At 45.6% G+C, this 22152-nt stretch carries 14 protein-coding genes; 6 read left to right on the top strand and 8 right to left on the bottom strand.

What is annotated here, in order from left to right; all coding sequences use genetic code 11:
* Positions 1 to 214: 214 nt before the first annotated feature.
* A complete protein-coding gene (locus JGK20_RS07725; protein ID WP_293181536.1) occupies positions 215 to 1696 on the bottom strand; it encodes a pitrilysin family protein in 1482 nt (493 codons plus the stop codon).
* Positions 1697 to 2001: 305 nt separating this feature from the next.
* The gene (locus tag JGK20_RS07720; RefSeq protein ID WP_293181533.1) at positions 2002 to 3597 is read right to left on the bottom strand and encodes a pitrilysin family protein; all 1596 of its coding nucleotides are present in this window, start codon (positions 3595 to 3597) and stop codon (positions 2002 to 2004) included.
* A gap of 487 nt (positions 3598 to 4084) precedes the next feature.
* On the opposite strand from JGK20_RS07720, the gene JGK20_RS07715 reads away from it, so the two are divergent.
* The gene (locus tag JGK20_RS07715; RefSeq protein ID WP_293190175.1) at positions 4085 to 4699 is read left to right on the top strand and encodes a TetR/AcrR family transcriptional regulator; all 615 of its coding nucleotides are present in this window, start codon (positions 4085 to 4087) and stop codon (positions 4697 to 4699) included.
* Between the two features lie 268 nt (positions 4700 to 4967).
* Positions 4968 to 5489, top strand: coding sequence for a GNAT family N-acetyltransferase (locus JGK20_RS07710; RefSeq protein WP_293229985.1), 522 nt, complete (start codon positions 4968 to 4970; stop codon positions 5487 to 5489).
* 8 nt (positions 5490 to 5497) lie between these two features.
* Here the strand turns inward: JGK20_RS07710 and JGK20_RS07705 are convergent, their stop codons facing one another.
* Positions 5498 to 5863 carry a hypothetical protein gene (locus JGK20_RS07705; RefSeq protein WP_293181524.1) on the bottom strand — a complete coding sequence of 122 codons (366 nt, stop codon included), beginning with the start codon at positions 5861 to 5863 and terminating at the stop codon, positions 5498 to 5500.
* Positions 5864 to 6099: 236 nt separating this feature from the next.
* Between JGK20_RS07705 and JGK20_RS07700 the strand changes: the two genes are divergently transcribed.
* The gene (locus JGK20_RS07700; RefSeq protein ID WP_293196749.1) at positions 6100 to 6933 is read left to right on the top strand and encodes a cobalamin biosynthesis protein; all 834 of its coding nucleotides are present in this window, start codon (positions 6100 to 6102) and stop codon (positions 6931 to 6933) included.
* Between the two features lie 4 nt (positions 6934 to 6937).
* Here JGK20_RS07700 and JGK20_RS07695 read toward each other — a convergent pair whose 3' ends face one another.
* Positions 6938 to 7303, bottom strand: a complete 366-nt coding sequence (locus JGK20_RS07695) for a phage holin family protein (protein WP_293190171.1) — start codon at positions 7301 to 7303, stop codon at positions 6938 to 6940.
* 107 nt (positions 7304 to 7410) lie between these two features.
* On the opposite strand from JGK20_RS07695, the gene JGK20_RS07690 reads away from it, so the two are divergent.
* Entirely contained in the window at positions 7411 to 7908 is a 498-nt protein-coding gene (locus JGK20_RS07690) for a pentapeptide repeat-containing protein (RefSeq protein WP_293229982.1), read from the top strand.
* A 377-nt stretch (positions 7909 to 8285) separates the two neighbouring features.
* On the opposite strand, the gene JGK20_RS07685 is transcribed toward JGK20_RS07690, so the two are convergent.
* The gene (locus JGK20_RS07685) at positions 8286 to 10487 is read right to left on the bottom strand and encodes a transglycosylase SLT domain-containing protein (protein ID WP_293229979.1); all 2202 of its coding nucleotides are present in this window, start codon (positions 10485 to 10487) and stop codon (positions 8286 to 8288) included.
* A 190-nt stretch (positions 10488 to 10677) separates the two neighbouring features.
* Here JGK20_RS07685 and JGK20_RS07680 point away from each other — a divergent pair, with 190 nt between their 5' ends.
* A complete protein-coding gene (locus JGK20_RS07680; protein WP_293181510.1) occupies positions 10678 to 12156 on the top strand; it encodes a leucyl aminopeptidase in 1479 nt (492 codons plus the stop codon).
* 957 nt (positions 12157 to 13113) lie between these two features.
* The gene (locus JGK20_RS07675) at positions 13114 to 15336 is read left to right on the top strand and encodes a PAS domain S-box protein (RefSeq protein WP_293210842.1); all 2223 of its coding nucleotides are present in this window, start codon (positions 13114 to 13116) and stop codon (positions 15334 to 15336) included.
* Positions 15337 to 15353: 17 nt separating this feature from the next.
* Here the strand turns inward: JGK20_RS07675 and JGK20_RS07670 are convergent, their stop codons facing one another.
* The 3 genes from JGK20_RS07670 to JGK20_RS07660 all read right to left on the bottom strand — a co-directional run bounded on the left by JGK20_RS07670 (position 15354) and on the right by JGK20_RS07660 (position 21692).
* Positions 15354 to 18758 (bottom strand): PAS domain S-box protein, encoded by a 3405-nt coding sequence (locus JGK20_RS07670; RefSeq protein WP_293229976.1) that lies wholly within the window; start codon positions 18756 to 18758, stop codon positions 15354 to 15356.
* 469 nt (positions 18759 to 19227) lie between these two features.
* Positions 19228 to 20241, bottom strand: a complete 1014-nt coding sequence (gene cydB / locus JGK20_RS07665) for a cytochrome d ubiquinol oxidase subunit II (RefSeq protein WP_293181501.1) — start codon at positions 20239 to 20241, stop codon at positions 19228 to 19230.
* Positions 20242 to 20249: 8 nt separating this feature from the next.
* The gene (locus JGK20_RS07660; protein WP_293181498.1) at positions 20250 to 21692 is read right to left on the bottom strand and encodes a cytochrome ubiquinol oxidase subunit I; all 1443 of its coding nucleotides are present in this window, start codon (positions 21690 to 21692) and stop codon (positions 20250 to 20252) included.
* Positions 21693 to 22152 lie beyond the last annotated feature (460 nt).

Here is a 22152-nt window from a genome sequence, read left to right as displayed (position 1 = left end):
TCGAAAATTTACAAATTAGATCCACAATCTCGCAGTGACGCACCACACAATAGTCTGGTGCGTCACACGAATCATCGATTAGAACTCTTGCAAAAATCCAACGCACCCCACCCCAACCCTCCCCTTATTAAGGGGAGGGAGCAAGATTATTCTTGTTTCCCCCCCGCGGGAGGGGGGACTAAGGGGGGTAAATTTGACTTTTGCAAGAGGTATATTAAGTCGCCGACGGAATGGTGATATCAACAGATTGCACTTTTACAGAAGTTCCTAAGCTCGATAACGGCGGTTGAATTCCCGCAGTATTTCCCACTACTAATGTTACCAAATTCTCCGGTTTCAAGTAAGTCTTAGCTACACGCTGCACGTCGGCAATTGTGGCTGCTTCGACGCTGCGGCGGTACCGAAAAATGAAATCTTCGGGATAACCGTAGTATTCGTAGCGCATTAGTCGCGACAATGTTTGACTGGGATTTTCAAATTTGAAGATGAAAGAATTGAGGGTGGAATCTTTCGCAAAAGCTAATTCTTCGGCGGTAATTGGTTCGGTGCGAATTCGATCGATCTCAGCGCGGATTGCTTTGATAAACGGTACTGTCGCGTCCGATCGCGTTTGGCCTCCAGCCACAAACGTCCCTGGATAGTCAAATCTCGGACTCCAAGCCGCGTAAACACTGTAGGCTAAGCCTTGGCGCGATCGCACATTATTGAACAAACGCCCGCCAAAACCGTTCATAACCCCATTCATCACGTCCAAAGCACCGTAATCTGGGCTGTTCAACATCCCGCCCAAATGCCCCATCTGCACGTAACTTTGACTCAATTGCGGTTGATTTACCAAAAATATGCCGCCTTGATTCGCCGGCGTTACCGCTGGTAGCGCAGGCATTTCTGCACTTTTAGTCGGTACCCAGTTGCCGAATTTTTGCTCCACGAGCGATCGCATTTTAGCCGTATCAAAATCGCCAGAAATACCCAAAATCATATTCTTCGGGTGGAAATACTTCTGGTAGAAACCCACCAAATCGTCGCGGGAAATATTGGCAATAGTCTTGTATTCTGCTGTGCGCGCGTAGGGACTGCGATCGCCATAAATCAACTTTTGAAACTCGCGGCCCGTAATATCGTTAGGATCGTCGTTGCGACGGGCGATGCCACCTTGCTCTTGATTCTTAGCTAAATCCAACTTTTCCTTAGCAAAAATTGGCTCCCGAATCACTTCAGCAAACAAGTCAAATACAGGTTCCACATCTTCAGCTAAAGCACTAAAATTAGCGTTCCCAGAAGCAACATCAATCCCCGTTTCTACCGAAGCTGCCCGCTGTTCTAGCAACTGATTTAATTCATCAGCCGTATGGCGACTCGTCCCACCAGTTCGCATCACTTCTCCCGTCAAACCTCCCAATCCAATTTTATCAGCAGGTTCAAAACGATCGCCCGTGCGAAATAGCGCCGTTCCCCCAACTAACGGGAGTTCTCTATCTTCCATCAGATACACGCGGATGCCATTTTTTAGCTCGAACCGAGTGTATTTAGGCAGTTTGATTTCTGGCACCGACGGGAATTTTAATTCATCGTAGTGCTTCGGCCCAGCCGCTAGGGAAGGTAACAAATTAAACGTGCCAAGTGAAACAGTAAAAAAGCAAAGTGCCAGCAGAAATAACTTGACTTTTTTCAGTCTCAATCTAGTCCTTTTCATTCTTGCTCCTAATTTTCATCTATTGACCATTGGACGAGGCAGAGCCTCGGGATATGCGTTCCCAGGCAGAGCATGGAAACCAGTAAATCTCGCTTTTATCCGAGGCCAGATCCCCCTAAATCCCCCTTAAAAAGGGGGACTTTGAGAATACTCCTGTCCCCCCCTTAAGAAGGGGGGCTAGGGGGGATCTAGACCTAATCGCCAGACAGAATATCGGCACTAGGTTTCAGCTTAAATTGACACTAATGCCCTCTTCCTTCTTCCTTCTTCCCTCTTCCTTCTTCCCTCTTCCTTCTTCCTTCTTCTTACAGCGACAAAAGCTTGCCAATCGTGCGATTTTCCGGGCGGAAAGTTGCCTTGGCTACTCGCTGAATGTCAGCGGGAGCAACAGCAGCGATCGCATCCAATTGCTTAAACAGATTTTTCCACGAACCAGTTTTCACTTGATAGTCCAGCAGCGAAAATGCCATGCCCATATTAGAATTGAGCGATCGCAATAAACCAGCCCTCGCCTGAGTCTTCACCCGTTCCAACTCCAAAGCAGACACCGGATCAGTTTTTAGGCGATCGATTTCCTTACTCAAAGCCACCGCCACCTCATCAACCGTCTTACCCGGAGCAGTTTGAGCGTAAAACAGCATCAAATTCGGGTACTTTTCCCCCGGATAACCGCTAAAACCTTGAGCAGCTAGCGCCAATTGCTGTTGTTCAACCAAAGACTTATAAAGCCGAGAAGTGCGGCCGCTGCTGAGTAAAGAACCAATGATTTCATAAACCGCATTATCGGGATGATTCATCGCCGGCCTGTGGTATCCTTCCAAATACCAAGGTTGAGTTTTTAACTTCAGCGTCACTTCCTTCGTTTGTGTTTGCGGAGGCTCCACAATTTGCAATTCAGGAGGCGCTGGTTTCGCCTTGTAGCGGCCGAAATAAATTTGAGCAAGACGCTTCACCTCCGCAGCTTTCACGTCTCCTACCACCGCCACAGTCAGCTTGCTGGGGATATAGTGACTATCGAAAAAATTCTGCACCTGGCTGCGGGTGAGGTTCTTAATATCTTCAGTGTAGCCAATCACCGGGCGACGGTAAGGATGAACAGAGAAAGCTTTGTCAGCAAAAACTTCGACCATTTGCCCGATCGCCGAATTCTCAGTTCGCAGCCTCCGTTCTTCTAAAATTACCTGTTTTTCCTTGTAAAATTCCCGAAAAACAGGCTCTAAAAAACGCTCGGATTCTAGCGACATCCACAGCTCTAACTTGTTAGCGGGGAGACTGTAAAAATACATAGTCGAGTCGATAGAAGTAGCGGCATTTAGTCCAACTCCGCCTGCTTGTTCGACAATTTTACCGAATTCATTGCGCTTGACAAATTGCAAAGCTTCGGATTCAACCTTGTCAAATTCTGCTTTGAATTTGGCGATTTCTTCAGTTTTGCCGATCGCCTTCGCTGCTTGCATTTGCTCGAAGAGTTTATCTTGTTTTTCTAGCAGCGGCTTTTCGGCTTTGTAGTCGGTTGTGCCGATTTTGGGCGTACCTTTAAAAGCTAAATGTTCCAGGTAGTGGGCGACTCCAGTTTGACCCTCTGGTTCGTTGGCGCCTCCCACGTCGGCGTGAATCAGAAACGATGCTACCGGAGATCTGGGCCTTTCGAGCACCACGAATGTCATGCCATTGTCGAGCTTAAATTCGGTGACTTGCTTGATTACGCGATCGAGCGACGGTTGCACAGACACTAATTGCGAGCCGCTAGCGGGGTTCTCGCGAGCGAGGGCGATTTCGGGGGAAATTCCCCACCACAGCAGCACAGCGGCGAGTAGGGAGGCAATGAATCGAGTTTTGGGTTTGGGCGATTCCCTAAGGGATCGCTTCGCCGCGCGTGGTTTTTGGAACTGCGGGATCATTCGATTTTAGATTTTAGATTTTAGATTTTGGATTGTCAAACCTGAGGTTTGTGCCGAATACAAGAGATTCTTGTTTAAGGATAAAGATTTTTTGAGGCATAAGCGATCTGTTGCGCCACAGATGTTAGGCTGATACAGCAAATCTCAAAAAGGGTCATTCGATTTTAGATTTTAGATTTTGGATTTTGGATTGTCAAACGGCAAGAAGTTTATGCCGAATAACAAGAGATGCTTTTTAAGCATAAAGATTTTTGGGGGCATAAGCGATCTGTTGCGCCACTTCCAGTTTAAGATTAAAGTCGCGCACTACTTAAAACTTAACATTATTTCGCCCGCCCGCCCCAAACCCGCAGTTCCAAGTGCATGAACCTAATCAAACGTAAAATACGGCTCGCTTAAAAGCTTGCTGTGTATGTCTTCCTCCTTCTTCCTTCTTTCTTCTTCCTTCTTCCTTCTACTTAAATCGCCAATTACCCATTCCAAAGCCATGCGAATTTTTAATCAGTCTCCTCCTTCAGAAACAGAAACCAAGAAACGAATTTTACAAGCAGCTCAGCGGTTATTTGCCCGCAGCGGATACGACGGTACGACAACTCGGGATTTAGCAGCGGCGGCGGGGGTGGCGGAGGGTACGCTATTTCGGCATTTTGATAATAAAAAAGCGATTTTGGTTGAGGTGGCGACGGAAGGATGGGTGGAGTTGCTGACAGATTTGCTGACGGAATTGAGCGAGATGGGTAGTTACAAAGCAGTGGCTCAAGTGATGCGGAGGCGGATGCTAAATATCCGCGAGAATAGCGATATGATGCGGGTATGTTTTTTGGAGGCGCAGTTTCATCCCGATTTGCGCGACAAAATTCAGTTGGAAGTCATCGGAAAAATGAGTATTGTGGCTGAGGCTTTTTTTGAAACGGCGATGGAAAAAGGAGTTTATCGGAAGATGAATCCAAAAATTGTCGCTCAAGTATTTTTGGGAATGTTTGCCGTCGCCGGTTTCAGTCAGAATACAATTATGGAGCCGAATGCTTCCCCGCAGGAAATGCAGGAAATGGCGGAAGGATTGGCAGATATTTTTCTGAATGGGGTTTTAGTTAAGGATTAGTCAGTTGGCAGTGGTTAGTGGTTAGTGGTTAGTTGTCAGTTGTCAGTTGTCAGTTGTCAGTTGTCAGTTGTCATTAGCGCGATCGTCCCCGCTCGCGAACGTTATTAGCGCGATCGTCCCCGCTCGCGAACGTTATTAGCGCGATCGTCCCCGCTCGCGAACGTCATTAATCATTGGTCATTAGTAGTTCGGTTTTTTTCCTTCTTTATTCTTCCACGCATTTGTTAAATCCGTCGAGCGAATCCTTTGCCTAACTTTCTTCTACCTTATGGAAAAAATATTAGACTATTCTATTAGGCCGCTAACGCAGGAAGACGAGCCTTTTTTGTGGCAAATGCTGTACGAAGCGGCGCACATGGCAGAAGAAGGTGAATCAACGGTGGAAGCTGTTGTGAATCATCCTTTAATTGCGAAATATGTCAAGCATTGGGGACGTGCAGGCGATATGGGCTTCCTAGCAATTGAATTGAATGGCAGCCAGCCAGTAGGAGCGGCGTGGCTGCGTTTATTTCCAGGGGATGACAGGGGGTTTGGCTGGATTGACGATACTATCCCGGAATTGGCGATCGCGGTTCTTCCAGAATACACAAATCAGGGTGTAGGAACTCAATTGCTGGCTCATTTGTTGCCAGCAGCCAAAGCATCTTATCCAGCGGTATCCCTGAGTGTCAGAAGCTCAAATCGGGCCCTGAATTTGTACGAGCGATCGGGATTTAAAGTAATTGAGGGAAGCGAGATAATTAACCGCACAGCCGGGACATCATTGACTATGAAAATAGATTTTGATTGAGTAAATTATTACTCATCGTTAAACTCGTACATTTGCCTGGCCCAATTATCCCGATTTTCCTGCCATTCATCAATAAATGCTTCCCAAGTTGTATTGCTTTCTAGTTCCAGCAATAAACTTGATACTTCTTCAAGAGTCGATGCTGCTTGACATTCTTCTACCCAACTTTCCCGGCGCCGTTTCCATTGATTTTGCACCGCTTCCCACTCGATGTCTGATTCCAATTCAACTAGAAATTTTGCTAACTGTGACGGATCGACTGCTGCTTGCACGTCGCTCACCCAACTGTCGCGACGTTCTTTCCATTCTTGCGTCACTGCTTCCCATGCGAGGTTGCTTTCAAACTCTAACAGTAATTGGTTCAGTTCTACCATATTAAATGTTTAATTGTTTGCAGTTTGTGCTAAGGTGATTATACAAAAAAAAATCAACAAAGAGTGTTAAAAAAATTTTAAGATTGGATTCTCAGTGAAACTACGGAATATATATCAATACGGTTAACTTAAGAGATGACAACAGGGAAAACTCATGAAAAATATACATTGCGATTGCTTCGTTCCTCGCAATGACCATCTTAAGTGAACCGTATTGGAATATATATAATTGCATAATGAGCGATGAATTTAGGTTAGATAGGCTAGATATTCCCAGGAGTTGGAATCGCGGGACAGGCGACTGGACGGGAGTGGCGGCTGCGATGCAGAGAGGGGAAACTGTAGAAGTAATTCAAGAAGTTGGTTCGACTTTGTGGCGAAACAGTCTGCCGGAAAAACATTGTTTGTATTGGGATGGGGAAAATATATCACCTATCAAAGGGCGAATTTGGATTAGTTTTACCCAGAGAAGATTTGCGCCGGAATCTGTTTTGCCGAAGGTTCAGTGGCATCCGAGAGTGTTGTGGGTAGGGATAGGTTGCAAGGCCCGAACTTCGCGAGAATTAATCGAAACTGCGATTCAAAGTGTCTGTCGCAGTTATCATTTAGCGGAAAGTGCGATCGCAGGTATTGCTACAATAGACACTAAAGCAGGCGAAATCGGCTTGCTGGAACTTTGTCGATCGCGAAATTGGCCGTTAAAAACCTTTGCGGCTGATGTTTTAAGTTCCGTTGAAGTCCCCAATCCTTCAGATGTTGCAGCAAAATCAGTGGGAACGCCCAGCGTAGCAGAAGCCAGTGCACTTTGCGCGATCGAACCAACAGATTACACAATTATCAGCAACAGGCAAGATGCCTGTTCCACAATTATTAGCAACAGGCAAGATGCCTGTTCCACAAAGAGTGAATATTCTGCTTGTGGGGTGGGCATCCTGCCCGCCCATAACAGGCTTTTAGTGCCAAAAAAAATATTTTCCACTAAAAATCCCCTCCCTTTACAAGGGGGGGTTAGGGGGGGTTCTGCGGTAACTGTAGCCGTTGCAGTTTGCCCGATCGACTATCTAAGATAATATCTTACTGCTCGACACCAGTATTCACAAATCGGCCAATCAGCCCAGAAACCAACGACAACACAATTGAACCGAACAAAGCAGGCCAAAAACCGTTAATCGCAAAACCGATACTGAAAGCACCAGCCAACCACGAAGCCAAGGAAAGCGAAATCGCATTCACCACAAACAAAAACAAACCTAAAGTCAGAATGCTGAAAGGCAGCGTCAGCAATGTAATAATCGGCCTGACAACCGCGTTTACAAATCCGATAACTACAGCAGCCAGCATCGCCGCCGGAAAGCTCGTCACCGCAATACCTGGTACAATGTTAGCGGTAATGATCAGCGAAACGGCCGCTACTATCCAAGTTAAGAAAAAACTTAGCATATCTTTTTTCATCTCCATCACTATTAATTAAGATTGTAGCTGTTTAGGCGATCGACCAAAGTTCGGGATACACTACCAAATACCCACCTTGCGACCACATCAGATTTATGAAACTCCGGCAACTAGCAGCATTCCTATTGGCGCTAACCATCTTCATCCTGCCGCGCGCAGCCCAAGCTCAATCTAAATATTACCCACCGCCGCTGTCCTTTAGCAACGCCGAACTGACAAGACGCGATTTTTCCGGTCAAATGCTGCGCGCCGCTGAGTTTTCTAACGCTAATATGGACTTAACTAATTTTTCTAATGCCGATTTGCGGGGAGCAATCATGAGCGCTTCGGTGATGACTGAGGCGAATTTGCACGGCGCAAATTTAACTAATGCCATGATCGATCAAATTAAATTTACTAAGGCTGATTTAAGCGATGCCATTTTAGTCGAAACAATTTTGTTGCGTTCTACTTTTGATGAAGCTGATATTACTGGTGCTGATTTTACTGATGCAATTATGGATGGCGCACAAGTTAAAGAATTGTGCAGCAAAGCCAGCGGAATTAATTCTCAAACTGGGATTTCAACTCGCGATTCCTTGGGATGTCGTTGATTTATTTTATAATCCCATTATTTCAATTTGTGGAACAGAAGGTACGTAGTTGGGCTTTAGCCCTCTTTAATATATACGCCTAAAGAGGGCCCAAGCCCAACTACGTACCTATTTTTATACAGAAGGTACGTTGTTGGGCTTTAGCGTACCTATTTTTATACAGAAGGTACGTTGTTGGGCTTTAGCCCTGTTTAATATATACGCCTAAAGAGGGCCCAAGCCCAACTACGTACCTATTTTTATGATAATAAAACCACTCTGGGGAAAGCTTGTTCCGGGCGGGCTAGAAGCCCTCCCCACAAGTAATAAACAGACAAAATTAATGTGATTGTGGAACAGGCAGGAAAGCCTGTTCCTGACAGCTCAAAACAGATTTATTAAGGCTTGGCTTTTTTCTGAGCAGCCTGATAATGTTCAGTCATCAACTGATTAACTTCTGGATTGTAAATCCGCAGATAATTCCAGTAATTCTCAAACACCGATTTCACATATCCTTTCGTTTCAGGAAACGGAATCTTTTCCGCAAAAGCATCCGGATCGCTAAAACTAAACCTCTTCAACCAATCTGCTACCGCATTCGGCCCTGCATTGTAACTCGCCACAGCTAACATCGAATTATTCTTGTACTCGTCGTGAGTATGATCCAAATACCAAGTTCCGAGTTTAATATTGTCGTCCACATTCTCCAGTGAATACTTTTTGAGGTTAATTTTTGCTGCTACCCAAGTAGCCGTTTCAGGCATTACCTGCATTAAACCAGTGGCGCCAACTGCTGATTTAATTCCGGGCATAAACCGCGATTCTTGCCGGATTAATGCTGTCACTAAAACAGGATTTATTTTCCGTTCTTGCGACCATTTCGTAATGTTTTCTAAGTACGGAAAAGGATAAAGTGCTTGCCAATAAGCTGGCTGCTGTGTGAGTGCTTGGTATTGGGCTCTATCATCGGGTTTTTCCCGCTGGCGCAAACTCCCCACCATCCACAAACCGTCTAAATTGTCTCCGACTCCAATTCGCATTAAACCGTCGGTAAACTGTTCGGCTATAGTTGGTTCGACGCGGTTGGTAAATTCTATTTGCCACAACGTCCAAGCATCTCTATCTTGACCTAATTGATACAGTTCTTTTAATGCAGGAGATCCGGCGGTTGGTTCGGGGCGCTGAGGCTGTTGCACTACCTTGGGAGATAAGTCTCGGACTGTGGTAAAGTCGCCTACTGGCCAGCCTAGAAATACTGCCGATCGCCATGCGAAATATGATTCTGGATAGCGTACAATGGTGTACTCAAAGGATGTCTTGGCATCCTGTTCGCGGCCGAGTTGCTTTGCCCATTTGCCGACCCAAAATGCTGCTTCTGGTGCTTGTTCGCTGTCGGGATTATGGGTGGTTAATTCCCTCGCCCACTGCCAAGCTGATTTTAAATCTCCGCCTTTGGCATACTGTTGGGCGATCGCCCAACGCAATTCGGCTGCTGTATCAGAATTGTTGTATTTTGTCAATAGCAACTTACGGGTTTGTGAGGCGGATTCACCGCTGCCTGCTTTGTCGAGAAGTTTGGATTTATCTAGCAAAGCTTCGGGGGCACGATCGGGGAATTTGGCGATCGCGCGATCGAGATACACGATCGCATCCTTGGGCTCGCTCAGCCGTGACAGCCGGATTAAACCCATACCAGTATCTTCGTCATTGGGGAAATCCCGCACTAATTCTTGATAGGCAATTCTCGATTCCGGGATTTTACCGTCTAGCCACAAACCGCGAGCTTTGCGGTAAACATTTTTGGCGGTGCGGGGAGCTTTTCCGTAAGCAATCGCTCCTTTGCCGTAATCCTGTTTTTCCCAATAGCCAAAGGCAATTTCTTCCCAATCTTCGGGTTTCAAAGTGGCGCTGTTTTGCTGCGCCAGTTGTTCTAATAATGTACCGTAATCTTTGACATAATGACCGTGCTTTGCTACTAGCAGCATTAACTCGGGCTGATTGGGATTTTCTTTTAACTTCTTCCGGGCTATTTCTACACTGCGCGGATGTGCGGGAAATTCAGTAATTGCTTGCTTCCAATATTCTGGTTTCGACTTGCCTATAACATATAATGCTTCGGCAGATACTGGATCGCTAGAATAGTTTTTAAGCAGTTCTTCCCAAGCTTTTTGTGCTTTGCCTTTGTCGCCGCTCAATTCGTAAGCTTGCGCGCGTTTGAGGGCAATTTGAGCAGCTAAAACTGGATATTCTTGCTCTAAATTTTCCAGTAATTTTAATGCTTTGGTGGCATTTCCTTGCTGGATTAAATCGCTGGCAAGTAAGTAGCGGGCGCGGCTTTGAGGGGAGATTTGCTGCTTGTCGTTTGAATTCTCAGATCGATCGCCCGCGAGTTCGACTAATTTTGCCGATCGCTCATTGGGTGACAGCGATACCAACATTTTGACTTCAGAGGCGGAATTCGCTGCATCCCGAGGCCGCTGAGCCTTCTGGAAGGGGCCGACACCCATCCATTTCGCCGCACCAACCACAGAGGCGATCGCCATTATGCAAACTGAAACGCCAATTAAAACAGAAACTCGGGTTTTTCGTCGCTTTAGCATGGGAAAATTTAAGAAAATAACAATAGAAAATCGATCGCCAGCGGACTTGGCTGATATCGTACCAGAATTTATTTAGATGTGTAGCGGAGAATTTAGGCGATAGATTTATTTACTCGATCGAAGGAAAAACGACAAACCAGCAAGGACAAAGTACAATCAAAAATCTAAAATCTAAACTGTAAATCAAAACATGGAATTTCTAGTCACCGATACGCTCCCCTCTGCTTGGACGGGAGATGCCCTGGCAATTGGTCTATTTGAGGACGCTCTCTCGATCGCCGGCGACTTGGCACAATTAGATGAAAAGCTTGCAGGCACGTTGAAAGAGCTGCTAATGGAAGTAGATTTTAAGGGCAAAGCGGGCCAGAGTGCGATCGCCCGTGTCGGCGGCAATAGTCCGATTCGCAAAATTGCGATCGTCGGTTTGGGGAAAGCCGCAGACTTAAAATTAGAAACCGTGCGGCAAGCTGCGGGCGCGTGCGCCAAGTTAGCCAAAAAGGAGAAATGCAAAACCCTCGGAATTAGCCTTCCGGTGTGGCAAAGTGCGCCGGATGTTACAGCAAGTGCGATCGCCGAAGGTGTGGAACTCTCGCTGAATCAAGACAACCGTTTCAAATCGGAACCCGACGAAAAAAGCCCGCAAGTAGAACAAATTCATTTACTCGGTTTCGCCGGTACCGAAAGTGCGATCGCCCGCGCCCGCCAAATCACAGCCGGAGTTATTTTAGCACGGGAATTAGTCGCAGCACCTGCCAATTATGTCACCCCGATTACCATGGCCGAAACCGCTCAAAGTCTAGCAGCAGAATGCGGTTTAGAATTAGAAATATTAGAGCAAGAAGATTGCGAAAAACTAGGCATGGGAGCCTTTCTCGGCGTTGCCAAAGCATCCGACTTGCCGCCGAAATTCATCCACCTGACTTACAAACCCGCAGGCACACCCCGCCGCAAAATTGCGATCGTCGGCAAAGGATTAACCTTTGATTCCGGCGGTTTGAACATCAAAGGTGTCGGCAGCGGTATTGAAATGATGAAAATAGATATGGGCGGTGCCGCTGCTACCTTGGGAGCCGCAAAGGCGATCGGACACATCAAACCAGATGTCGAAGTTCACTTTATCAGTGCCGTCACCGAAAACATGATCAGCGGCCACGCCATGCGCCCTGGAGACATCCTTACAGCTTCCAACGGCAAAACAATTGAAGTCAACAATACCGACGCCGAAGGTCGTTTAACCCTCGCTGATGCTTTGGTATTTGCTGATAAGTTGGGAGTTGACGTAATTGTCGATTTAGCCACTCTCACTGGCGCCTGCGTCATTGCTTTGGGCGAAGATATCGCCGGTTTGTGGAGTCCTCAAGATAGCGTCGCCGCCGAAATAGTCGCGGCTTCTGAATTGGCAGGTGAAAAGTTTTGGCGAATGCCGATGGAAGAGAAGTATTTTGATGGCTTGAAGGCTTTGCACGCTGACATGAAAAATACAGGGCCTCGTTACGGCGGTTCGATTACGGCGGCGCTATTTTTGAAGCAGTTTGTTAAGGACACTCCTTGGGCACATTTAGATATTGCTGGCCCAGTTTGGAGCGATAAGGAAAACGGCTATAACGGCGCTGGAGCAACTGGCTTTGGAGTTCGGACTCTGGTACATTTGGTGCTTGGTGGTGCTTAATTAACTGTGGATTGGCTAGCGCAAAAATAGAGATTTTTGCTGCTGGCAATCTGGGTCATAGCAATCCTAAATCATTTGTGAATTTGTAACTCCCTCCCCGCAATTTCGGGGAGGAAGTCAGGGCCGTTTGGTTGTCGTCTTAGGTACGTAGTTGCGCTTCAGCGCTCTTCATAATCTCAGCAAAAAGCGCTATTATTTATTATCATCTTAGGTACGTAGTTGCGCTTCAGCGCTCTTAACAATCCCAGCAAAAAGCCTTCAGCGCTCTTAACAATCCCAGCAAAAAGTGCTATTATTTATTATCATCCTAGGTACGTAGTTGCGCTTCAGCGCTCTTAACAATCCCAGCAAAAAGCGCTATTATTGATTATCATCCTAGGTACGTAGTTGCGCTTCAGCGCTCTTCATGATCTAAACAAAAAGCGCTAAGTTCGCAACTACGTATTTGCGTTCATCTCATTTAGGCAAGGGCGAAGCATTTCGGTACATAATTTATAGCCTTTCTCAAAAAGATGAGGTATAACTGACAGCTCATATAACTACTAAACTCACAGGGCTAAAGCCCAACAACATACCTTATCTTTCTGAAAACCGCTATATCGAAAATTATTCTAGAAGCACCAGGGATCGGAAACACTGCGCGCGATTATTTTTACTCCCAGAAACTTCAGTCAGCTTACAGGAACTACCAATTGCCTTTTTCCCCATTACCACCCTTTGATATCGTTTCCGGTTGCATCGGTATTGTTTAAACCGTCAACTGTCAACTATCACAGGGCAACTGTCAACTGTCAACTGTCAGCCGAAGCTATACAGTTTTGACATTCCATGCAAAAATAGCTGTTTCATAAAAAATGAAAAAAGTATATAATTATGTAAACATTTTTCAGCCACCGAAATCAAATAATTATATTTGATGGATTTGGATTGCTGCAAATAACTTTTTTCTTGAAATTTATGCAAGAATTATTAACATTTTTTTATGCAACACTGCCTGCATCTTCCGCACTTGGCTGCGACGGGCTGGCCCAGTTGCGACTGTACGCTGTTTTTGACTCGCTGACGGCACTCGCTTATTGCTCTCTGGCGCTATCTTTGGTTTATTTTACCCGCCAAAGTTCTCACAGCAAGATTGGAGGGCTATTTGCTGTCGGTTTTTTGGGCTGCGGCGCTGCTCAATTAACGCAAGTTTGGACGCTTTGGCATTCCATTGATTGGCTGTCGGTAGATCTCAAAGCTGCAAGTGGTGTGATTTCTTTGCTCTTAGCCGGATTTGCGATCGCCCTGATGCCGAAAGCATTTACCGAATCTGACTTAAATCTCACAGAAGATATTCCACAACAGCCGTTAAAACAGCTAGCAGAAAATCAGCAGCAAGATGATACACAGACAGCAGAATTGGCAAAACCACCGACAGATGATATTGTCGATCGCGCTTTAACTCTCAGTTCGTTAAGCGAACTGTTACAAAAAGAAATTGCCGATCGCCACCGGATTGAGGAAAAGTTGCAATTGGCTCAATTTGCGATCGACCGATCGGCAGATGCGGTATTCTGGATGGGAGCGGACGGTAAATTTTTGTACGTCAACGACGCCGCTTGCAGTTCATTGGGATATTCTGCCACAGAATTGCTCGATCTAACTGTGCACGACATCAATCCCGATTTTCCTGAAACTGCTTGGAATTTGCACTGGAAAGTCTTAAAAAGGTGCGGTTCCGTTAATATTGAAGTTCACCACAGCACTAAATACGGTCGCATTTTTCCAGTAGAAATTACGATCGACCATTGGCAATTTAACGGTAAAGAATATCAGTGCGCCTTTGCTCGCGACATTAGCGATCGCAAGCGGATTGAGGCAGCTTTGCGGGAAAGGGAACAAGAATTTAGATCGTTAGTTTCCAATATTCCCGGCGCAGTTTACCGTTGCAGTGCTGCGGGGCGATCGAGCTTAACTTTTATCAGCAGCGGCATAGAAGCTATTTCCGGCTATCCGGCAGATAACTTTATGCAAAAACCCGTGCAAGCTTTTTCTAGTATAGTTCATGGCGATGACGTGGGGCAGATCGATAAAATTGTCGATCGGGCGATTAAGACAAGACAACCTTACGCGATCGAATATCGCCTGATTCACAGCAACGGAAACGTGCGGTGGGTTGCAGAAAAAGGTCAAGCTATTTTCAACCCAGACGGTCAAATTTCATCCCTCAACGGCGCCATTTTTGACGTGACAGAGCGCAAAGCAGCGGAGGATGCTTTGCGACTCTCCGAGGCGATCGCCAACAACAGAGCCCAGCAGCTAGAAATAGCTCTCAAAGAACTCCGAGAAACTCAAGCTCACCTAATTCATACCGAAAAAATGTCAAGTCTCGGTCAAATGGTAGCAGGAGTCGCCCACGAAATCAACAATCCCGTGAGTTTTATCTACGGCAATATTTCCTACGCCAGCCAATATATGAGAGACTTATTGCAGCTTGTGGAACTGTACCAAACACACTATCCTCAACCACAAGTAGAAGTTCAAGAATATATTGAAAACATAGATTTAGAATTCCTGAAAGAAGACTTATTAAAAATATTCTCTTCGATGAAAATGGGAGCAGATCGCATTCGCGAAATAGTTCTGAGTTTGCGAAACTTCTCGCGTTTAGACGACTCGGTAAAGCAGCCTGCCAATCTTCATGAAGGCATAGACAACACACTGCTAATTTTGCACAACAAACTGCGAGCTAGATCCGAATATCCCGAAATTAAAGTCATCAAAGATTACGGGAAAGTACCCTTAATTGAATGTTATCCAGGTCAGCTAAATCAGGTATTTATGAATCTGCTTAGCAACAGTATTGACGCCTTGGAAGATGCTTGGAAGCAAAAAAAGCGTTCCTCTCCTAGGGCTTCGCTAACGGGTAGTGGCAACTGGAAACCAACTATTAGCATTCACACAGAAGCCCTTAACGAAAATATTATTTGCATCCGGATTGCCGATAATGCGATCGGCATGACAGAAGACGTGCGCCACCAATTATTTGATCCGTTTTTCACCACAAAACCGATGGGGAAAGGCACCGGTTTGGGCTTAGCCATCAGTTACCGAATTGTGGTGGAAAAACACGGCGGAACCTTGATCTGCCATTCGGTTTTGGGCGAAGGGACGGAATTTGCGATCGAGCTTCCATTATAAACTAGCTATAGATAATTTTACTTGCAAGTTGGCAACTCGATCGCCAACTCCGCCCCCTCTCCGGGTGTCGAAAAACACCGCAACTTCCCCCGATGATTTTCCGTGACAATTTGATAGCTAGTTGCTAGCCCCATCCCCGTACCTTTACCCACCGGTTTAGTCGTAAAAAAGGGATTAAATATTTTTTCTTGAACTTCGGGAGTTATCCCGCAACCGTTATCATGAATCGAGATCGACACGCGATTGTCAGCAGCGAACGAAGTGGCGATCGCGATCCGACCAATATAATTTAATTTGGCGCTGGGTTCTAGGCTTTCTCGCCTTTGTTCGATCGCATCGATCGCATTCACCAGCAAATTCATAAATACCTGATTTAACAAACCGCCATAACATTCAACCAGAGGTACTTCACCATAATATTTGGCGACATGAATTTCTGGTTTTCCCGCCCTACCGTTCAAGCGATTTTGTAAAATCACTAAGGTACTTTCGAGATTCTCGTGAATATCTGTGCTTTTTAAATCCGCTTCGTCCAACCGCGAAAAAGTCCGCAGCGACTTAACAATATCGCTGATGCGCGCGGCTCCAGTTTTCATCGATTTCAACAGCTTATAAAAATCATTTTCTAGATACTCAAGCTCGATATCTTCGATAAAATCGGCAATCGCCTGGGGCGGAATCGGATAATGCTCTCGGTAAAGATGAATTAGTTGAATTAACTCGCTCGCACAATCGGTAGCAGGTTGAATATTGCCATAAATAAAACTGACTGGATTGTTAATTTCATGGGCAATTCCGGCGACTAATTGACCCAAACTAGACATTTTTTCCGCTTGAATTAACTGAGTTTGGGTATCCTGCAACTTTTTCAGGGTTGCTTCTAATTCTTCAGTTTGCAGCCGCAGTTGAATTTCTGATTGACGCACTGCTGCTTCCGCCTGCATCCGTTCCATTTCCGCAGCCGCACGGGTGGCAAATATTCTCAAGATAGCTGACTGCATTTCTAGATATTTCACCATCGGCTCAGTATCCATCACCACGAGCAATCCCCAACAATTTCCAGCGGCATCTACAATCGGTACACCCGCATAACTTTGGGCTTGGAGACTTGCTAAATTATCATCTTTGGGGAACCAGCAGTGCAAGAGATTGGGATACCGACATATCTTGGTACACCGCTCGACATTTTGACAGGGTGTCTCGGATAGATGGTAAGTAAAATTATCCCCAAATTCATCTCCCGCCCAAAATGCTAGAGTTGTGGCGATCGTTTTTTCAGAGTCACCAAATTCAGCAATCAAAGCATAGCGAACTTCTAGTGCCTTGGCGAGATATTGAACGCAGCTTTTGAAGAATGCTGCGCCGGTTTTTGCCGCCGTACCTTCGACTACTAAGCGGAGAGCTTGCTGTTGGCGTTTGCGATCGGTGATATCTCTGGCGACAAACACCACTTGCTCTTGAGACATGGGAGAAATCCTGGCATCAAACCAGACTGAGCGATCGCCAATTGGTAATGAGTATTCCAACTGCGTCACGCATTGATTGGCGATCGCTTCTTGAATCGACTCTAGGAAAAAATCTGCTGATTCTTTGGGTAAAACTTCGTGAAGAGTTTTACCTAAAATTTGAGCGGTAGGTTTGTACAACAAGGGAGCCGAGCTGGGAGATATTTTGAGATAGCGTCCCTCTGCATCGAGCACCATAATCACATCCTGCATGGCGTTAAATAGTGCCATTAATTCTGCTTGAGAGGCAGCTAACTCTAATTCTGCGGTTTTGCGATCGCTGATATCGCAATGAGTGCCGATAAACCGCATCGGTTCAGATTCTTCGTCCCATTCCACCACCTGACCCCGGTCTAAAATCCACTTGTAAGAACCGTCTTTGCAGCGCAGGCGGTGTTCGTTGCGACAGGTAGAAGTTTCGCCGCGAAAATGTTTGGCAAAATCTATATAGCATTGAGCTTTATCCTCTGGATGTACCCGACCGTCCCACTCTGCTAAATCATTCACAATTTCGTGTTCTGCATAGCCCAGCATCGCTTTCCACTGCCTGGAAAAGATGACTTCATTGGTTTTGAGGTTCCAATCCCAAGTGCCATCTCCCGCTCCTTCTATAGCCAACTGCCAGCGGCTGTTACTTTCTTCTAAAGCGATTTGTGCTTGTTTTTGAGGGTGGATGTAACGCGCTATTCCCAAACAGGCAACGAATTCTCCAGCGTCATTTACGATCGCGGATACATTGGCAGAGTGCCAGTAATAGTTGCCATCTCGATGCAAAACTCGGTACTCAGATCCCCGCAGTTTCTCACCTTGCAAAGAGCGATCGAGAGTATTTTTACAAATTGGTAAATCTTCTGGATAAACCCAATTAGCAAAACTCTCATGTAACATTTCTGCTGCTTCATATCCCATGATTTCTTTTAATTGGGGACTGACATAGCTGAAGGTGCTATCGGGATTGACGATATAAACCATATCGTTGAGATTTTCCACGATCGTGCGGAATCTGTTTTCACTGGTTTTGATGGCAATTTCTGCGGCTTTGCTCTCGGTATTGTCCCGAACATAGCCATGCCAAATAGTGCTGCCATCGGGTTGTCGCTGCGGTGTAGAATCGCCGCGCAACCACCGCAACCGCCCGTCGGGAAAACACAGCCGGTATTCGCAACACCAAGGTGTCTGATGTTGGGCAGAATCGAGAATCGATTGATAAACGCGATCGAAATCTTCAGGATGGAGGTGATTGAAAATACAAGTCGCATCTTGTTGCACTTGTTCTCGGGTAACGCCGTAAATCTCTTCCAGTCTGCCGCTGGCATAGGGAAAATGGAAACCACCATCAATATCCATGCGAAACTGATAAATAACGCCCGGGATGTGGCGGGCAATTTGCTCTAAAATACCAGTATCTGTGGGACTGATGGGACTCTCCGGTGCGATACCTGCTTCCCGAAGTTGAGCTTGGGTTTGGGCGAGTTGGCGGGTAAGTTCTTCGACTTGTGTTTCGGCTTGTTTGCGCCCTGTAACATCTCGCATGACTAACAAGTAGCGGTGAGGCCAAAAGTTGAGCGTTATTGCATATTCGACGGTGCGAATCTCTGCATCAGCCCGCACTAACTCAAATTCACCCTGCACTTTTTCCGGTTTCTGGCATTCTTGCCACACCTGTTGAAAATTCCAGCTTGGTTTTGCAAACTCCCAGATCCAGCGCCCGAGGAGTTGTTCTCTTTTTAGTCCAAGCAATTCGCAGGCGGCGGGGTTGACATTGAGGTATCGCCCTTTGTCATCGGCGATCGCGATCGCATCTAGAGCAGTTTCCCAAATAGTCCGCAATTTCCTCTCTCTGAAACAAATCAAAGTGCGATCGTCTGCTGCTGATGGGGGATTGATTTCTCGATCGCCGTCTAAAAATTCAGACATAAATTATTGAATCAGGTGTAAAATAATACATAGTATTTGCGTAATATCGCCAACCAACTTACGAGTTACTCTATTTCTACTAATTCTCAAAACTCACAGAACAATAAGGTTCCTCGTACCGGAACACCCTTAAATCCTGAAAAAAAGTGACAATCTCGCCTCGACGCACCTGAGACAATAGTTAGGCAAACACAGCCAAAACTTGTAACTGTTGCCAGACAAAAAGAGCATAGAAATCATTTTCTATACTAATTATACAGAAATTTTCAGCATTCTTATAAGTAGATTCACTTAAATTCGCGGGCGAAAACAAAAAGTTTTATGTTTTTTTGATTAATAAATCAGAACCCTGACGCTCAGAAATCGATATTTGTCAACAGCAAAGACACGCAAATATCCGCAGATCGGATTAATTTTAAATCTGGGGAGATTTGGGTGTCTTTACTTGGATTTGCGGTGTTATGCTGCTTTATTCGCCGTAATGGCCGCCAGCAACCTTACCCCGAAATACTACGTAGTTGTAGATGTTGTAGAAAATCATGATCGGGATCAGAAAGCCGATGAACACAATCATAAATACCAGGGCGCTGGGTGCCGCCGCCGCTTGGTAAATCGTGAGTTGTGTCGGAATAATGTAGGGAAAAACAATCAATCCCAAACCGATGAAACTGAGCAAGAAAATCATAATCGTCCAGACAAACGGCGTGCGTTCTTGTTTTTGTTCCAGGCTTCTGAGCAAGAGTCCAACCAGCAGCAATCCCAGCACGGGAATCGCCGCAAAAACATAAACTAGCGGTTTATCGAACAATCTTGCTCTGGTACTTTCATAAAAAACCGGAGTGGCGATGGTAATCAAAATTGCTCCGATTAACGTTGTCACCGCCGCAATTTTAGCGGTGCGGTAGTGATTTGTTTGCAATTCCCCATCGGTTTTCATAATCAGATAGGTGGAACCGATCAACACGTAGCCTTGAACCAGTGTCAAAGCCACCAAGATCGATCGCCAATCCAGCCAATCCCAAGTAGTCCCCACAAAGTGACCCGCTTCATCCACCGCAATGCCTTCAAGCACCGCGCCGAGGGCAAATCCTTGAGCTAAAGCTGCCAAAAAACTGCCCGCACCGAAAGCATAATTCCAAAACAACTTGCGGTTAGAATGCTCGCGAAATTCAAAGGCTACAGCCCGAAATATTAAACCGAAAAGCATCATGCAAATCGGTATGTACAAGGCAGTTAAAATTGTGCCGTAAGCCAAAGGAAATGCACCAAATAAAGCGCCTCCCATTAAAACCAGCCATGTTTCGTTAGCATCCCAAACATTGCCCAGACTGGTCATTAAAATGCCTCGGCGCTCGTCATCAGAAGCAGTCAAAGATAATATTCCCACCCCTAAGTCAAAGCCATCTAGCATGACATAGAGCAAAAGAAATAAACCCAAAATGATGAACCAGACTTGCGGGAGAAAATGCTCCAAAGCTTGCATAAAATCTCCTATTGTTGTGCTTCTACAGGGCGTTGATCGGGAATGTGTTCTGCGAGTTCAGTTTCGATCGCAGGTTGATTGCCTAAACCAGGTACTGACAGATTTAAATTAGGGCCTTTGCGGATAATGCGGCTGCCAAAATACAAGGCGCAAACAAACAAAAAGCTGTAAATAATCGCAAAGAAACTCAGAGAAGTTAAAACATTGCTAGCGGGGATATTTGATACGCCGTCAGCCGTGCGAATTTGCCCGTATAAAACCCAGGGCTGTCTGCCTACACAGCGCACAATCCAACCCGATTCTACAGCGATATATCCCAGGGGTGCTGCTAAGATCCAAGCGCGCATCAACCAAGGTTGACTGCTAATATTTTCAGCAGAAAGTTTGCCTCGCATCCACTGAATTGTGCTGAACAGCATCAATCCTACAAAGAAGAATCCAATCCCGGACATGATGCGGAAACAATAGTAGATTAAACCTACCATCCGGGGTCGATCTTCTGGTTTCCACTCTTTTAAACCGAGGACTGGTTCGGAAAGTTTTTGTTTGAATTCTAGAACGTATCCTAAGCCATTGGGAATTTTAATTTCCCAGTCATTTTTTTGGGCTTTTTCATTAGGCAAAGCTAGCAAAGTCCAATCGGCTGATTCTCCGGCTGCTGAGGTTTCCCATTTAGCTTCGATCGCTGCTAATTTTGTCGGCTGATAGTGATAGACTTGTTCGGCGCTCAAATGTCCGATGAATATCTGCAAAGGTGCAACTGCGATCGCCGTCGCTATGGCAATCTTTAAAGATTTGGAAAAGAAGGCTTCGTTGCGCTTATTTAGAATGTACCAAGCGCTAATTCCACCAATTACAAACAGGGAAGTTTCTAACGTCGCAAAAAACATATGTAGAATGCTGTTTAATGCGAAGGGGTTCATAATTGCTTGAAAGTAATCGGTGACAACAAACTTGCCATTGACCATTTCTCCGCCTGCTGGAGTTTGCAGCCAAGAGTTAGCGACTAAAATCCATACAGTGGATAGGTTTGCGCCGAAGGCTACCATGATGGTAGCGAAATAATGGACGATCGGGTGAACGCGCCCCCAACCGAATAGCATAATTCCTAAAAAGCCAGCTTCTAGCATAAATGCCATTGAAGCTTCAAACCCTAAAATGCTGCCAAAAAAGTCACCCACGGCTTCGGAAAATGGTGCCCAATTCGTCCCAAATTGAAACTCCATGGGAATGCCGGAAGCTACACCAATACCGAAGTTGAGAACGTATAGTTTCGACCAAAAACGAGCGTGGTGGTAATAGTCAGGATTGCGAGTTTTCAGCCACATTCCCTCAACAATTACCAGATAAATTCCCATTCCCGTTGTCAAAACTGGCCACAGCATATGGAATATGGCGGTTAGCGCAAATTGCATCCGCGATAGCGCCACGGTATTAGATAAGATATCCATGTTTGTGTCCTTTGGTCAGTTCAACAGAGATTAGTTTGCACAATTTTTAGAATTGACATTAACTACAATGTAATGTAAAAATTCGTGACATTTTGTATGGTTGGCAATTTTTAAGGTTTTATACAGATTTGATTTGTGTTTTTTAATACGTTTATCGGTTGTTTTTATTGGAAAATAGGTACATTTGAATTTATGGTTGGGTGGGCGGGTTTACCAGATTATTGGTTTTGGGCGATTATTTCGGTGAACCAGCCCTTACAAGATTGATATTTGTTGATGCGGGGATACGATTTTAGTACATTTGAATTTATGGTTGGGTGGGGGCGGGTTTTTGAGATTGTTTGTTTTGGGCGGTTATTTCGGTGAACCCGCCCCTTGTATCTTAAAAGAGTCAGGCGATCAAACCGTAGACCGCAGGCTATAGAACCGAAGACACGGTTGTAATCAAACCGCAGACACG

Source organism: Microcoleus sp. PH2017_05_CCC_O_A (genome assembly GCF_020738785.1).
GTDB lineage: Bacteria > Cyanobacteriota > Cyanobacteriia > Cyanobacteriales > Microcoleaceae > Microcoleus.
This window is presented reverse-complemented; position numbering and strand designations above follow the sequence as displayed.